This window comes from Actinomadura rupiterrae, from assembly GCF_024172125.1.
Classification (GTDB): domain Bacteria; phylum Actinomycetota; class Actinomycetes; order Streptosporangiales; family Streptosporangiaceae; genus Spirillospora; species Spirillospora rupiterrae.
This window is the reverse complement of sequence record NZ_JAMZEA010000003.1, coordinates 333,568-347,725: the sequence shown is the minus strand read 5'-3', so window position 1 is coordinate 347,725 and position 14,158 is coordinate 333,568. Positions and strand designations below refer to the sequence as shown.

At 72.6% G+C, this 14,158-nt stretch carries 16 protein-coding genes; 6 read left to right on the top strand and 10 right to left on the bottom strand.

Annotation, left to right across the window (positions count from 1 at the left end; genetic code table 11):
- Window positions 1-2 precede the first annotated feature (2 nt).
- The 3 genes from FHU30_RS10415 to hppD all read right to left on the bottom strand — a co-directional run bounded on the left by FHU30_RS10415 (window position 3) and on the right by hppD (window position 2,857).
- Entirely contained in the window at window positions 3-839 is an 837-nt protein-coding gene (locus FHU30_RS10415) for an RDD family protein (RefSeq protein WP_253874471.1), read from the bottom strand.
- 82 nt (window positions 840-921) lie between these two features.
- Complete coding sequence (locus tag FHU30_RS10410; protein WP_253874469.1) at window positions 922-1,428, bottom strand: DUF4190 domain-containing protein; 507 nt, start codon at window positions 1,426-1,428, stop codon at window positions 922-924.
- 337 nt (window positions 1,429-1,765) lie between these two features.
- A complete protein-coding gene (gene hppD / locus FHU30_RS10405) occupies window positions 1,766-2,857 on the bottom strand; it encodes a 4-hydroxyphenylpyruvate dioxygenase (protein ID WP_253874467.1) in 1,092 nt (363 codons plus the stop codon).
- A 116-nt stretch (window positions 2,858-2,973) separates the two neighbouring features.
- On the opposite strand from hppD, the gene FHU30_RS10400 reads away from it, so the two are divergent.
- Window positions 2,974-3,444 (top strand): Lrp/AsnC family transcriptional regulator, encoded by a 471-nt coding sequence (locus FHU30_RS10400; protein ID WP_253874465.1) that lies wholly within the window; start codon window positions 2,974-2,976, stop codon window positions 3,442-3,444.
- 56 nt (window positions 3,445-3,500) lie between these two features.
- Here FHU30_RS10400 and FHU30_RS10395 read toward each other — a convergent pair whose 3' ends face one another.
- The 4 genes from FHU30_RS10395 to FHU30_RS10380 all read right to left on the bottom strand — a co-directional run bounded on the left by FHU30_RS10395 (window position 3,501) and on the right by FHU30_RS10380 (window position 7,001).
- The gene (locus FHU30_RS10395; RefSeq protein WP_253874463.1) at window positions 3,501-4,151 is read right to left on the bottom strand and encodes a response regulator transcription factor; all 651 of its coding nucleotides are present in this window, start codon (window positions 4,149-4,151) and stop codon (window positions 3,501-3,503) included.
- On the bottom strand, window positions 4,139-5,377 hold the full coding sequence (locus FHU30_RS10390; RefSeq protein WP_253874461.1) for a sensor histidine kinase: 1,239 nt from the start codon (window positions 5,375-5,377) through the stop codon (window positions 4,139-4,141). Before FHU30_RS10390 ends, FHU30_RS10395 begins: the two co-directional genes overlap by 13 nt.
- Before the next feature lie 164 nt (window positions 5,378-5,541).
- Window positions 5,542-6,594: a protein-L-isoaspartate O-methyltransferase family protein gene (locus FHU30_RS10385; RefSeq protein WP_253874459.1), complete on the bottom strand. Its 1,053-nt coding sequence runs from the start codon at window positions 6,592-6,594 to the stop codon at window positions 5,542-5,544.
- A gap of 2 nt (window positions 6,595-6,596) precedes the next feature.
- Window positions 6,597-7,001 carry an ATP-binding protein gene (locus tag FHU30_RS10380; protein ID WP_253874457.1) on the bottom strand — a complete coding sequence of 135 codons (405 nt, stop codon included), beginning with the start codon at window positions 6,999-7,001 and terminating at the stop codon, window positions 6,597-6,599.
- A gap of 139 nt (window positions 7,002-7,140) precedes the next feature.
- Here FHU30_RS10380 and FHU30_RS10375 point away from each other — a divergent pair, with 139 nt between their 5' ends.
- Window positions 7,141-8,478, top strand: a complete 1,338-nt coding sequence (locus FHU30_RS10375; RefSeq protein WP_253874455.1) for a helix-turn-helix domain-containing protein — start codon at window positions 7,141-7,143, stop codon at window positions 8,476-8,478.
- Window positions 8,479-8,572: 94 nt separating this feature from the next.
- Here FHU30_RS10375 and greA read toward each other — a convergent pair whose 3' ends face one another.
- Both greA and FHU30_RS10365 read right to left on the bottom strand, forming a co-directional pair.
- Window positions 8,573-9,070 carry a transcription elongation factor GreA gene (greA, locus tag FHU30_RS10370; protein WP_253874453.1) on the bottom strand — a complete coding sequence of 166 codons (498 nt, stop codon included), beginning with the start codon at window positions 9,068-9,070 and terminating at the stop codon, window positions 8,573-8,575.
- Window positions 9,071-9,281: 211 nt separating this feature from the next.
- The gene (locus FHU30_RS10365) at window positions 9,282-9,848 is read right to left on the bottom strand and encodes a DUF4307 domain-containing protein (protein WP_253874452.1); all 567 of its coding nucleotides are present in this window, start codon (window positions 9,846-9,848) and stop codon (window positions 9,282-9,284) included.
- 175 nt (window positions 9,849-10,023) lie between these two features.
- Here FHU30_RS10365 and mca point away from each other — a divergent pair, with 175 nt between their 5' ends.
- The 3 genes from mca to FHU30_RS10350 are packed head-to-tail and all read left to right on the top strand — an operon-like array spanning window position 10,024 to window position 12,522.
- A complete protein-coding gene (mca, locus tag FHU30_RS10360; RefSeq protein ID WP_253875292.1) occupies window positions 10,024-10,881 on the top strand; it encodes a mycothiol conjugate amidase Mca in 858 nt (285 codons plus the stop codon).
- On the top strand, window positions 10,881-11,192 hold the full coding sequence (locus FHU30_RS10355; RefSeq protein WP_253874451.1) for a BAR domain-containing protein: 312 nt from the start codon (window positions 10,881-10,883) through the stop codon (window positions 11,190-11,192). Before mca ends, FHU30_RS10355 begins: the two co-directional genes overlap by 1 nt.
- Window positions 11,193-11,205: 13 nt before the next feature.
- Window positions 11,206-12,522, top strand: a complete 1,317-nt coding sequence (locus FHU30_RS10350) for a low temperature requirement protein A (RefSeq protein ID WP_253874450.1) — start codon at window positions 11,206-11,208, stop codon at window positions 12,520-12,522.
- 64 nt (window positions 12,523-12,586) lie between these two features.
- On the opposite strand, the gene FHU30_RS10345 is transcribed toward FHU30_RS10350, so the two are convergent.
- Complete coding sequence (locus FHU30_RS10345; RefSeq protein WP_253874449.1) at window positions 12,587-13,060, bottom strand: pyridoxamine 5'-phosphate oxidase family protein; 474 nt, start codon at window positions 13,058-13,060, stop codon at window positions 12,587-12,589.
- A 94-nt stretch (window positions 13,061-13,154) separates the two neighbouring features.
- Here FHU30_RS10345 and FHU30_RS10340 point away from each other — a divergent pair, with 94 nt between their 5' ends.
- A complete protein-coding gene (locus tag FHU30_RS10340) occupies window positions 13,155-14,105 on the top strand; it encodes a ribonuclease Z (RefSeq protein WP_253874448.1) in 951 nt (316 codons plus the stop codon).
- Window positions 14,106-14,158 lie beyond the last annotated feature (53 nt).

The following is a 14,158-nucleotide window of genomic DNA, read 5'->3' as shown; positions in this document are numbered from 1 at the left end:
GATCAGCGGTCCTGGTACGGGTTCGGCGCGTCCGGGTCGACCCGCATCACGACCGTCCGGCCGGCCTTGTCGTGCAAGGTCTGGCGACGCGAGTCGGCGAACAGCCAGACGCCGTCCACGATCCCGCCGATGCAGCAGATCGCCCACAGGACGTACATGACGAACGTCCGCAGCAGCGCGGCGCCGTAGCCGACCGGCCCGCCGTCCTCCGCGCGGACGACCCGGGTCCCGACCGCCATCTTCCCGACGGTCTGCCCGAACTTGCCCTGGAGGATCGTGTAGTAGGCGAGGGCGAGCACGAACACGATCAGGTTCGCGATCCCGCCGCCCGCGTGCCAGACGACCCGCTGGTCCCCGCTCGGACCGGTCACCTCGACGAGCTCGCCGAAGGGCAGCGTGATCAGCCAGCCGACGATGCCGACGATGATGTAGTCGATGATGATCCCGCCGAGCCGCCGCCAGGGGCTCGCGAGCCCGGCCGCCGGGTCGGCGTAGCCGCCGAGCGGACCGCCGTAGCTGGGCAGCGACCCGTACGGGTCCTGCCCCGCGCCGCCGTAGGGCGCCTGCCCCGCGCCGTGCCCGCCGCCGCCATAACCACCCTGGCCGCCGCCGCCGTAGCCGCCTTGACCGCCTTGGCCTCCGTAGCCGCCGCCTTGGCCGCCGCCTCCGTAGGGTTGCTGTCCTCCGCCGTGGCCCGGCGCCTGGCCGCCCTGGCCTCCGCCGCCGTAGCCGGGTCGCGGGTGCTGGGGTTGCTGCGGCTGCTGCGGGGGCTCCTGCGATGGAGGCTGCCAGGGCTTGTCGTCGTCGCCGGACGGCGGGTTGGAAGGCGGTTGCGTCATGCCGTCAAGGTGTGCCGGACGGGACGGGGGCAAACGCCACCCCGCCGCCTCATAGCCGGATCTTTGCCCGGGCTTGCGGGAATCAGTAGCTCGATCCCGAGTGGTTGGCGGCCACCGCGATCACGACGATCAGGTAGAGGATCCAGCCGATCAGCCCGATGTAGCCGAGGATCAGGCCCGCGATCGCCATGCCCCGGCCGCCCTCGCCGGTGCTGCGGATCTTGCCGAGCCCGATGTGCCCGAACACGACCGCGAGGATCGAGGAGATCCCGCAGAACAGGCCGACGATGCCGGTGATGAGCGAGGCGATCGCCATCCCGTTCGTCCCGCCGCCGGACCCGGCGGGCGGTCCGCTGTAGGGGCCGTACTGGGGTTGTTGCTGCTGGCCGTAGGCGTAGGGCTGGTTCTGCTGGTTCTGCCAGGAGTACGGGTCGCCGTAGGCGTCCCCGTAGTGCGGTTGCTGCTGGCCCTGCCCGTACTGCTGGCCGCCCCAGCCCTGCTGGGACGGCGGCTGGTTGCCGTAGGGGTCCTGTCCGGACTGTCCGTGCTCCGGCGGCTCCCCGGGTGGTGGTTGCGGCGGTTGCGTCATGCCCTCAATCTCGGCACGCGGGAGCCTCCTCAAACCTGTCCGGGCGGCCGTTCCGGGCCCGGTTGCGGTCCGTCCGGCGCGGCCGGGCGGAAAGCGATCACCTGCGGGAACGGTCCGCTCCAGCCGTCCGCCCCCGACGACCGCTCCTCGGGGTCCGGGTTCGCCGTCCGGCCCCGCGGCCCGCCGGGGACGAGGGTCGGCGGGACGCGGGACCGGCGGGTCGCGGTGGGCCGCCCGCCCGAACGGGACGGGATGGTGGACGTCGGCCCGACGCGGACGCCCCACCGCGGGCTCGGCGCGCCGGGAGGTGTGGCGCGCCGCGCTCAGAGGACGGTCCTCACAGGTTGCCCCGGCGCTCCTGCTCGCGCTCGATGGCCTCGAACAGCGCCTTGAAGTTGCCCTTGCCGAAGCCGAGCGACCCGTGCCGCTCGATGAGCTCGAAGAACACCGTCGGACGGTCCTGGACGGGCTTGGTGAAGATCTGCAGCAGGTAGCCGTCCTCGTCCCGGTCGACGAGGATCTTGCGCTTCTGCAGCTCCTCCACCGGCACGCGGACGGTGCCGATGCGCTCGCGCAGCTCGGGGTCCTCGTAGTAGGAGTCCGGCGTCTCCAGGAACTCCAGGCCGGCGGCCTTCATCGCGTCCACCGAGGCGAGGATGTCGCCGGTCGCGAGCGCGATGTGCTGCACGCCCGGGCCGCCGTAGAACTCCAGGTACTCCTCGATCTGGGACTTGCGGCGGCTCTCGGCGGGCTCGTTCAGCGGGAACTTGACCTTGCGCGTCCCGTCCGCGACGACCTTCGACATCAGCGCGGAGTACTCGGTCGCGATGTCGTCCCCGACGAACTCGGCCATGTCGGTGAAGCCCATGACGCGGTGGTAGAAGTCAGCCCATTCATCCATGCGCTCGACGTTGCCGACGCAGTGGTCGATCGCCTGGAAGTACCGCTTCCCGGGCGGCGCGACGAACGGCTCGGCCGCCTCGAAGCCCGGCAGGTACGGCCCGTGGTAGTTGGACCGGTCGACCAGCGAGTGCCGCGTCTCGCCGTACGTCGCGATCGACGCGATGGTCACCTTGCCGTGCTCGTCCTCCAGGACGTGCGGCTCCTCGATCCCGCGCGCGCCCTTCGCGACGGCGTGCCGGTAGGCGTGCTCGACGTCCGGGACCTCGATGGCCAGGTCGACGACGCCGTCCCCGTGCTCGGCGATGTGCCGTCCGATCCCGGTCCCGGCGCGCACCGGCCCGCGGAAGACGAACCGGGCCGAACCCGACTCCAGGACGTGCACGGCTTCGTCCGGATACCCCGTTTCCGGCCCCCGATAGGCGACCCGGCGCATCCCGAACGCGGTGGAGTAGTAGTGCGCGGCCTGCTTCGCGTTGCCGACGGCGAACACGACCGCGTCCATGCCCTTGACCGGAAACTCGTCCATAGCGCCAATCTCGACAGCCACCACAGAATGCGCAAGAGTGGATCGGATCACTGTGCAACCTGTACAGCGGATCAGCGCCGCGACCCGGCAAACCGAGCAACCTGACGAGGCCCGAGATGATCGACGCCCTGGACGGCCGCATCATCGAGCTGTTCACCGCCGAGCCGCGGGTCGGCGTGCTGGAGGCGTCCCGGCGCCTCGGCGTCGCGCGCGGCACCGTCCAGGCGCGCCTGGACCGGATGGCCCGGACGGGAGTCATCCGCGGTTTCGGCCCCGAGATCGACCCCGCCGCGCTCGGCTACACCGTGACGGCCTTCGTGACCCTCCAGCTCCGGCAGGCGGGCGGCCACGACCCGGTCGCGGCGGGCCTGGCGGGCATCCCGGAGGTCATCGAGGCGCACACGATCACCAGCCCCGGCGACATGCTCTGCCGCGTCGTGGCCCGCTCCAACGCCGACCTCCAGCGCGTCATCGACCTGATCGTCGCGACCGAGGGCGTGGAGCGCGCCGCGTCCGTCATCTCCCTCGCCAACCAGATCCCGGCCCGGACGCTGCCGCTCGTCCGCGCCGCCGGCCGCGAGTCCTGACCTGTCCGGGCCCCCGGCCGCGAGTCCTGACCTGCGGGCCTACCCGGGGGACGGGTCTACCCGGGGGAGTTGAGGTAGGCGAGGACGGCGAGCACCCGGCGGTTGTCGCTCTCGCTGTCGGTGATGCCGAGCTTGCCGAACATCGACGTCGTGTACTTGCCGATGGCGCTCTCGCTCAGGAACAGCCGCTTCCCGATGGCCTGGTTCGACAGGCCCTCGGCCATCAGCGCCAGCACCTCGCGCTCGCGCTCGGTCAGCTCGTCCAGGCGGTTGCGGGACGGCCCGGTGGACAGCAGCTTGGCGATGACGGCCGGGTCCATGGCCGTGCCGCCCGCCGCGACGCGCTCCAGCGCGTCCACGAACTGGTCGGCGTCGAAGACGCTCTCCTTGAGGAAGTAGCCGATGCCGCCCGCGCCGTCCGCGAGCAGCTCGCGCGCGTAGAGCTGGTCGACGTGCTGGGAGAGGATCAGGATCGGCAGGCCGGGCGCCTCGCGGCGGGCCGCGAGCGCGGCGCGCAGGCCCTCGTCGGACTGGCTCGGCGGCATCCGGACGTCCACGATCGACACGTCCGGACGCCAGCGCAGCAGCGCGTCGAGCGTTTCGGGACCGGTGGACGCGGTGGCGACGACCTGGTGGCCGAACGCCTCGACGAGCCGCACCATCCCGTCCCGTAGCAGGTACAGGTCTTCGGCGATCAGGATCCGCATGGCACCGCCATTCTCGCGCGGGTCGGGCCGCCCTCGGGACTGGTGACCTCCAGGCTCCCGTCGAAGACGGCGAGCCGGCGCCGCAGGCCGTCCAGACCTCCGCCGGGTCCCGGATCGGCGCCGCCGCGCCCATCGTCCTCGACCTCGACGACCAGGACCGCGCCGTCCAGGACGATCGAGACCCGCGCCTCGTGCGCGCGGGCGTGCTTGACGGCGTTGGTGAGCAGCTCGGCGACGCCGAAGTACACGGCGGACTCGATCGGCGCGTCCAGCCGGGGCAGCGCGTCCGCGCTGACGGTCACGTCGAGCGGCGTGTCCAGGGCGAGCGCGCGGACGGCGTCGACGAGCCCGCGCTCGGTCAGCACCGGCGGGTTGATGCCGCGGACCAGGTCGCGGATCTCGGTCAGCGACGATGCCGCGCCCGCCCGCGCCTCCCGCATCAGCGCCTTCGCCGCCTCCGGATTGGTCTCCATGAGCTTCTCGGCGGTCGCGAGCGCCAGGCCGAGCGAGACCAGCCGCGCCTGCGCGCCGTCGTGCAGGTCCCGCTCGATCCGGCGGATCTCGGCGGCCTGCGCGACTGTCGTGTCCGCGCGCTGGGCGGTCAGCTCGTCCACCCGGCCCGCGAGCAGCATCGCGCGGGACGGACGCAGGAACCGGACGGTCAGCGGCGGCGTCGCGCGCCACGCGTAAGGCGCGCTGCCGACCGCCACGACCAGCCCGGCGACCCCGAGCAGGGGCGACACCACCCCGAATCCGACCACCGCGGTGACGAACCCGGCGAACGGGACCGCCGCGACGAGCCCGGCGAGCGCCGCAATCGGGACGAAGCGCAGGTCGCGCCAGGTCGCCGGATCGTGCCAGAGGATGCGCAGCCGCTGGTCCTCGGCTGCCTCCTTGTTCGAGCGCGAGTAGGAGTAGCCGTTCCACCAGTAGCCGGTGGACATCCGCGTCACCGGCCGGGCCTCCCAGTGCCCGCCGGGGATCACGGTCCCCGTCCACTGCGCGACGAGTTTCCGGAACATCGCGCACAGCCCGCGCGAGGTGAGCAGCGTCGCGACGAGGGTGAGGACGATCGGAGCCGTCCACGCCCACGGGTTCCCGAGGAACCAGATGCCCGCCGCGATCCCCGCCCACAAGATCGGAACGGGTAGTCCGAGGGCCGCCACGGCTCCCGCGCGGGCCGACCCGGCGCAGGCTTCCCGAACCCACGACACCACTGGACGCATGACCGTTCCTTCTCGCTTCACGACGCCGCCGCGGCGCGGTGCCGGAACGGACGTTATGGCTTGGAGCTCCCACTTTGCACCTCAGCGGGCGGCGAACCGCGCGAAGCGGGCCACGAGTAGGGCCGGCCCCACCCACTCGTGTGCCTGGTCCCACACGAAGAAGGTCAGGCGATGATGTGGGACGGCTTGTCGAGCCAGATCTCCTGGCCGTCGCGCGAGACCGTCATGCCGAACCGGCCGCGTTCGGGCCGTCCGAGGGAGTTCCAGTACATCCACGCGCTGGTGACCTCTTCCCAGAGGTCGCGCTTGCCGGAGACGGTCACCTCGTAGTCATCGGCGTCCGGCTCGAAGGCGACCGTCGCCCAGGAGGGCGGTACGGGCGCGCCGGATCCGGTCTCGTGGAGCCGGAGCGTCGCGCGTCCGGCGCCTTCCCCGGACAGATCGTGGTGGACGCCGGGGGCCATCGCCGCGATGACCACGCCGCCGCCGTACGTGCGGGAGCCGGGCGCGTGCCCGACCGTCAGCGGGTTGATCCTGGTCGCGTAGCGCCGGACGTCCGTCCTGGCGCGCGCGGGCGGATCCGGACGCGGACCCTGCGGCGGCGGGATGCCCGGCGTGGTGTCGATCCGTCCCACGGCCTCCCGGCCGAGCCGGATCAGCGTGAGGCGGTGGCCCGGTCCCCAGGCGGGGCACCACGGCACGACCGCGAGCCCGCCCGGACGCAGCGCGGCGAGCAGGTTCCACGGGATCCCCGCCATCCCGACCCGGACGTGCAGCCGGTCGAACGGTTCCGCCGCCTCGAAGCTCAGCGCGTCCTGCCGGACCACGCGGACGTTCGGGAACCCGCGTCCGGCGATCCGCTCGGTCGCGGCGCCCGCGGTCCCGGCGTCCGCCTCCAGGGAGACGACGCGTCCGTGCGGGCCGACGAGCTCGGCGAGCAGGCAGGCCGTCCGGCCCGACCCGGTCCCGACCTCCAGGACGCGGTCGCCCGGCAGCGGCCCCAGCAGCTCGCCGATCTCCGCGACCGGCTCCGCCTCGCGCCGCCCTTCCACGACCGGATCCGCCCTGCGCAGCCCTTCCACGACCGGATCCGTCCCGCGTCGTCCCTGCGCGACCGGATCCGCCCCGCGTCCCGCCGGCGGCGGATCAGGCTCGCGGCGCGCCTTCGGTACCGCATCCCGCTCCGGCCGCCCGCCCGCGTCCCGCACACCGCTCACCCCTAGGACCGCAGGACGGCGAACACGGTCTTGCCGTCCGCCTCGCGCCGGACCCCGTAGTGGTGCGCCAGAGCCGCGACGATCACCAGCCCGCGGCCGCCCGGGTCCTCCAGCGAGGGGGATCGCAGGTGCGGCTCCTCGTAGGAGGAGTCCCAGACCTCCACGGTCACCTCGCCGGGCGCGTCCTCGGCGAGGACGAGGCCGACGGTGGCCACGCCCGCGGCCTTCACCGCGTTGGTCACCAGCTCGCACACCACCAGGCCGACGTCCTCGGCCAGCGATGTCGCGAAACCGTGCGAGGCGAGGACGTGCTCGGCGGACTTGCGGGCGATGCCGACCGCGGACGGCACGGCCGGGTAGTCCATCGACAGCAGGACGTGCCTCGCGTTGATCGTCATGGTGGCCATTGCCTGGATCCTCGGGCGCGCGGCGGGGGCGGATCACTCACGGGTCGGTGCTCCCAGCAAGAAAAGCGCGACCGCCGGTGCCGGGCAATGCCGCGGGAGTAGCCTCGGGTAGCCTCCGCGGTCACACAGGGAGCCGCCCATGACTCAGCCGGGCCTTGTCGCGCATCCGCTGACCTATGTCCGGGAGCAGCGGGGGTGGACGCAGGCGCACGTCGCGTCGGTCGTCGCCCAGGGCCGGAACATGGCCACCTGGAAGCAGAAGGTCAACCGCTGGGAGCGGCGCGGCGTCCGGCCGGAGCCCTCCGCGCAGCGCGCCCTCGCCGAGGCGCTGGGCGTCCCGCCCCGGCTCGTGGACGCGCACCCCTGGCCGGAGTGGCTGCTCTACGCCGACGACTCGCCCGTCTCGGCCGCCTGGTCCGCCGAGCACGCCCGGTCGACCCTGGCCGGGACGGTCTCGGCGCTCACCGACCGGCGCGGCTTCCTCACCCTCTCCGGCGCCGCGATCGGCGTGATCGCCGCGGGCTGGACGGAGCCGTGGCGGCTCGTCCCGCAGGAGAAGGTCGCGCGGTCCCTGCGCGGCGGGCGCACCGACCACGAGCTCGTCTCGGCGATAGAGAAGCGCCTGGCCGACCTGTGGACGCTGGACGACCTGGTCGGCGGCGAGATCACCGCCCGGCTCGCGGTGAACGACCTGGAGCTGGTCACCGGACTGCTGACCGGCAGCTCCTACACGCTCGACGTCGAGCGGCGGCTGTTCAAGGTCGCCGGCGGGCTGTGCCGGCAGGCCGGATGGGGCGCCTTCGACGCGGGCCGCCCGGCCGCGGCCGAGCGCTACTGGCACGCTGGGCTCCGCGCCGCCAAGGAGGCCCGGGACGTCGACGGCGGCGTCTACATCCTGTCCAACATGGCCATGCAGCGCTTCTACGCGGGCGACGGCGCGGCGGCGGTCGAGCTGCTGGAGGCGTCCCGGGGCTCGCGCGGACGGCTCAGCCGGACCGTCCTGGCGATGCTCGACACCTGGCAGGTGCGCGCGTACGCCAAGCTCGGCGACCGCGTCCTCGCCGGGCGGGCGCTCGCGCGGGCCGAGGCCCACTGGGAGCGCCGCGACCCCGAGGACGACCCGGCCTGGATCTACTGGATGCAGCGCCCCTCGACCACGATCGAGCCGAACCTGGCCATGCTGGAGCTCGGGCAGCCCGCCGAGGTCCCGAGGAACCTCGCCCACTGGGTCGACCTCGACCGCGGCGAGTACCCGCGGGACCACGCCCTCGCCCTCACCGTCGTGGCGACCGCCCAGATCCAGATGGGCCAGGTGGACGCCGCCGTCGCGACCGGCCGCCGGGCCCTCGCCCTGCTCCGCTCCGTCGACTCCGGACGGGTCGGCGACGAGCTCTACCTGATGCTGGACCGCCTCCCCGACGACCGAGTCTCCGGCGAGTTCCGCGAAGAGGTCGCCGAGGAGACCCGGTCGGGCTGACCGTCCGCCCGGTAATGCGCGACGCCCCGACCCGGGATGGGACGGGGCGCCGCGGTCGTCCGTGGGGCTCAGCCGCAGGGATCAGGCGTGCAGATCAGGCGCCGTACGGGGTGGCGTCGAGGATCTCGACGGTCATGCCGCGGCCGTTGGGCAGGGTGTAGCTGGCCTTGTCGCCGACCTTCTTGCCGTTGATCGCCGAGCCGAGCGGGCTCTTCGGGGAGTACACGTCGATCGGCACGCCGCTCTCCTCGCGGGACGCGAGCAGGAAGGTGACCTCCTCGTCGTCGCCCTCGAAGGCGATGGTGACGGTCATGCCGGGGCCGACCACACCGGCGGAGCGGGGCGCCTCGCCGACGCGGGCGTTCTCCAGGATGCTCTGGAGCTGGAGGATGCGGCCCTCGATCTTGCCCTGCTCCTCCTTGGCCGCGTGGTAGCCGCCGTTCTCGCGCAGGTCCCCCTCCTCCCGCGCCGCCTCGATCTTCTGCGCGATCTCGATGCGGCCCGGGCCCGACAGGTGGTCCAGCTCAGCCTTGAGCCGGTCGTACGCCTCCTGGGTCAGCCAGGTGACGTTGTCAGCGCGGGTCTCGGTCACGGGTACTCCTCATCCACATGTTGCGATCTCGCTCTCCCGGCTGGGACAGCGACACATCGACATGAAGTGCGGCCGGGTTAAACCTCTAGCCTATCCGGTGTGTGCGGTAAAGGTTCCCTGATGCGGGCCCCCGCAATCTGCCGCGGGGGTTTCGGCTTCGCCAGGTCCTTTTAATCCGGGTATGTCCGACCTGTTGGGGTGTTTTCCCCGGTCAGACCCGGTGGCAGTCGCGGATGCGCCCGCCGGTCGCCTTCCTCGGTGTGGCCAGCGTCTCCCGGGCGGTCACCTTCGCCGTCCCCTTCGGAACGGTGATCTCACGCTGCGCGAGCACGCTCAGCTTCTCGTCGTAGGCGTCCACCACGCACCGCACCTGCTCGTCCTCGGGCTTGCCGACGGCGTAGGTCACGACCGCGGCGTTGTCGTGGAGGTCAACGGTCCGGGTCTCCATGGAGATTCCCGGAGTCTGCCCCACATGCGCCATGATGATCGCCCAGCCCCCGGCCAGCACCGCGGTCGGGACGCCGATCACGACCCAGCCCAGCCAGCCCAGCCGCGGCCGGTCGGGCCGCCGCCGGAACGGCGAGTACGACTCCTCGTCCGCGGCCTGCGCGGACGTCGCGTCCGCGGTGGGCACGGACGAGCCGTCCACGGAGGGCACGGACGGACCCGCGGCCTGCGCGGACGGTTCGTCCATGACCTGCGCGGACGCCTCCGGCGCCGGAGCGGCGTCCGGGACGGACGGCTCGGGCGCGGAGTCTGCTGGGACGCTGGCGCTCATGGCGGGGAATCTCCGTGCGGGGCGGCGGTGTTGTCAGGAACAATTCTCTTCGGTCCCGGGGGATGCTCCGCACCGGGTCCCGTCGAACCGTGCCACGAGGGAGAGACCCAAGGTGTCCGAGCTCACCACCGGCCCGTCCGCGAACACCGGCCCCGGCCAGCCCCGGCTGCGGCTGATGGCGGTGCACGCCCACCCGGACGACGAGTCGAGCAAGGGCGCGGCCACCATGGCCCGCTACGTCGCCGACGGTGTCGAGGTCCTGGTCGTCACCTGCACCGGCGGGGAGCGCGGGGACATCCTGAACCCCGCGATGGACCGCCCGGAGGTCAAGGAGGACATCGGCCGGGTCCGCAACGAGGAGATGGCGCGGGCGCGCGAGATCCTCGGCGTCGAGCAGCGCTGGCTCGGCTTCGTCGACTCCGGCTTCCCCGAGGGCGACCCGCTGCCGCCGCTGCCCGAGGGCTGCTTCGCGCTGGAGCCGCTGGAGAAGGCCGCCGAGCCGCTGGTGAAGGCCGTCCGCGAGTTCCGCCCGCACGTGATCCTCACCTACGACGAGAACGGCGGCTACCCGCACCCCGACCACGTCAAGACGCACGAGGTGTCGGTCGAGGCGTTCGAGGCGGCGGGCGACCCGGACCGCTACCCGGGCGTCGGCGGCGAGCCCTGGCAGCCGCTCAAGCTCTACTACCACATGACCTTCAACCACGGCCGGATCGAGGCGCTGGACGAGGCGATGAAGGCCGCCGGCCTGGAGTCCCCGTACGGCGACTGGCGCAAGCGGGCCGCCGAGCGCCCGGAGCAGTGGGAGGTCACGACCCGCGTCCCGTGCGGCGAGTACTTCGAGACCCGGGACAAGGCGCTGCTCGCGCACGCCACCCAGATCGACCCGAACGGCTTCTGGTTCGCGGTGCCACTGGACGTCCAGCGCGAGGCTTGGCCGACCGAGGACTACCATTTGGCAAGGTCCCTGGTCGACACCGAGTTGCCGGAGGACGACCTGTTCGCCGGTATCCGGGAGAAGGTGTCTGTTTGATGCTCGCCCTCGCCACCACAGCCCTCGCCAGCCCAGCGCTCGCCACCACCGTCCTCGCGGACAACAACCTGCCGCTGAACAACGACACCGTGAGCCCGGGCTTCCTCGGCTTCGGGGTGTTCCTGGCCCTCGGCGTGGTGCTGTTCTTCCTCGTCCGCTCGATGAACAAGCAGATGAAGAAGATCCAGGCGCCCAAGGAGGCCGACCTGAAGCAGCAGGAGTGGGAGCGCGCCGAAGCCGCGAAGGCCGGTGGCAGCGGCGACACCGCCGACAAGGACAAGGCGGCCGCCTCGTCCGACTCCGACGGCTGACCGCCCCGCCCCGATGAACGCGCCCACCCCCCAGGCGCGCCCGGCGGGCGTGGCGGCCGCGATCCCCGCCCTGCGGACCAGGGACGGGGACCAGGGCGGCAAGGTCACCTTCTTCGAGCTGTTCTTCGACCTGGTCTTCGTCTTCGCGGTCACCCAGCTCTCGCACGGCCTGCTCCAGCACCTGTCCTGGCGCGGCGCCGGCGAGACGCTGATCCTGCTGATGGCCGTCTGGTGGTCGTGGATGTACACCTGCTGGACGACCAACTGGTTCGACCCTGACCACCCGGCCGTCCGGATCATGCTGGTCGTGGTGATGATCGCCGGGCTGCTGATGGCGGCGACGCTGCCCGGCGCGTTCGGCTCGCGCGGGATCTGGTTCGCGGCGACGTACGCGGTGATCCAGGTCGGCCGCACCCTGTTCGTGGCGTGGGTCACCCGGCGGCACGAGCTGGGCCGCAACTTCCAGCGCGTCCTGACGTGGCTGTCGGTCGCGTCCGCGCTGTGGGTGATCGGCGCCCTGGTGGACGCCCCGGGCGAGCGGGCGCTGCTGTGGGTGGCCGCGATCGCGGTCGAGCAGTCCGCCCCGTGGGCCGGGTTCTACGTGCCGGGCCTCGGCCGCTCGTCCACCCGGGACTGGACGATCGACGGCGCGCACATGGCCGAGCGCTGCCAGCTCTTCGTGATCATCGCGCTGGGCGAGTCGGTGCTGGTCACCGGCGCGACGATCAGCGGCCTGCCGGTGGACGCGGCGCACGTGGCGGCGTTCGCGTCGGCGTTCGTGGGCAGCGTCGCGCTGTGGTGGATCTACTTCGACCACACCGCCGACGTCGCCGCCGAGCGGATCGCCGCGTCCGACGACCCCGGGCGGCTCGGCCGCTCGGCCTACACCTTCATGCACATCCCGATGGTCGCCGGGATCATCGTCGGCGCGGTCGCGGACGAGATGGTGATCGCGCATCCGACCGGGCACGTGTCCGGCGGGATGGTCGCGGTGGCGCTCGGCGGCCCGGTGCTGTTCGTGGCCGGGCACGCGCTGTTCAAGCGCGTGGTGTTCGGCCACTTCACCACCGCGCGCGTCGTCACGATCCTCGCGCTTGGCGCGTGCGGCCTGGTCGCCGACCGGTTCACCCCGCTCGTCCTCGGCCTCGCGACCACGCTGGTCATCGCCGCGCTGGCCCTCTGGGACGTCCGCGCCTACCACCGCGCCCGCCGCGAGCGCGCCGAGGCCGAGCACGGCCTGGTCACGGCGGAGGACATGCGGGTCCCGGCGCCGCGGGGCGAGCTCGACCTCGGCGACTCCTCGCACGCGGAGGCCGAGCGCCCCTTCTGACGGGTCGCGCGCGGGTCCGCGCGGGCCCCGCCTTGTCGCGTGGGCCTCGCCTTGCCGCGCGGGGCTAGGCCTTGGAGTGGTCCCAGCTGACGACGCGGTCGGGTTCCATGACGATCAGGACGCGCTTGGCGAGCGCCTGCTCCAGCCCGGCGGCGAACTCCGGGTCGACCGGCTCGCCGATCTCGGGCACGGGCAGCCCGGCCATCCGGGAGCCGACGACCGCGCCGACCTTGAGCAGCGGCTCGCGGTCCTCGATCACCAGGCCGCGCCCGTAGAGCGCGACGCCGCGCAGCTCGCCGTACTGGACGCCGTCCTCGACCAGGCAGGTCATGACCGGGTTCCGGCGCAGGTTCAGCACCTTCTGCGACGAGTGGTAGGTGGTGAACGCGATCCTCCCGTCGAGCAGCGCGTAGAACATCGTGACCAGGTGCGGCTCGCCGTCCTTGCCCACGGTCGCGACCTGCACCTTGTAGCTGCCGCCGAGGAAGGCCGCGACCTCCTCGTCCGACATCCTGATCTTCTCGCGCTTGCTCGCCACGGCGGCCTCCCTGCGAACGTTCCTGCTCCCGGACGGACGACGTGCCCAGGATAACCAAGCGCTTATTTCGGTCGATCACCGGCATCATGGTCGGGTGTCCGTTCGCGAACTGGTCGTCCTCGGCTCCGCCAGCGCCGTCCCCACCAAGCACCGCAACCACAACGGCTACCTGCTCCGCTGGGACGGGCAGGGCGTGCTGTTCGACCCCGGGGAGGGCACCCAGCGGCAGATGATCATGTCGGGGCTGGCCGCCAACGACGTCACCTGGATGTGCGTCACGCACTTCCACGGCGACCACTGCCTCGGCGTGCCCGGCATGGTCCAGCGGATCGCGCGGGACGGCGTGGCCCACCCGGTGCGCGCGGTGTTCCCTGCGAGCGGCGCGGTGTACTGGGATCGGCTGCGGCACGCCACCCCGCACCGGGAGAGCGACGTGATCGTCGAGCTGCCCGTCGCGGGGGAGTCCGCGACGCTCGCGACCGGCGACCCGTTCACGCTGACCGCGTGGCGCCTGTCCCACCCGGTCGAGGCGTACGGGTACCGGCTCGCCGAACCGGACGGCGTGACGATGCTCCCCGCGCGGCTCGCCGAGCTGGGCGTGCGCGGGCCGCTCGTCCGCCGCCTCCAGGAGGACGGCGAGGTCCGCACGGCGGACGGCCGCACGGTCACGCTCGCGGAGTGCTCGGTCGTCCGGCCCGGCCAGAAGGTCGCGTTCATCATGGACACCCGGCTCTGCGACGGCGTGTTCGAGCTCGCCGACGGTGTGGACATGCTGGTGATCGAGTCCACGTTCCTGGACGAGGAGGCCGCGCTCGCCGCCGACTACGGCCACCTCACGGCCGGGCAGGCGGCGGAGGTCGCTAAGCAGGCGGGTGTGGGACGGCTCGTCCTGACCCACTTCTCCGAGCGGTACCGGCCGTCCGACGAGCCGCGCTTCACCGAGCAGGCCGCACGGGTCTTCGACGGCGAGATCACGCTCGTCCACGACCTGGACCGCATCCCGCTGCCGTCCCGCCGGGCAATCGGGGTGAAAGGGGCGGATTGAACGCCGCGCGGCGGGCGATTGCAAGGCCGCGGCAACAATCGGCATTTCTGGTG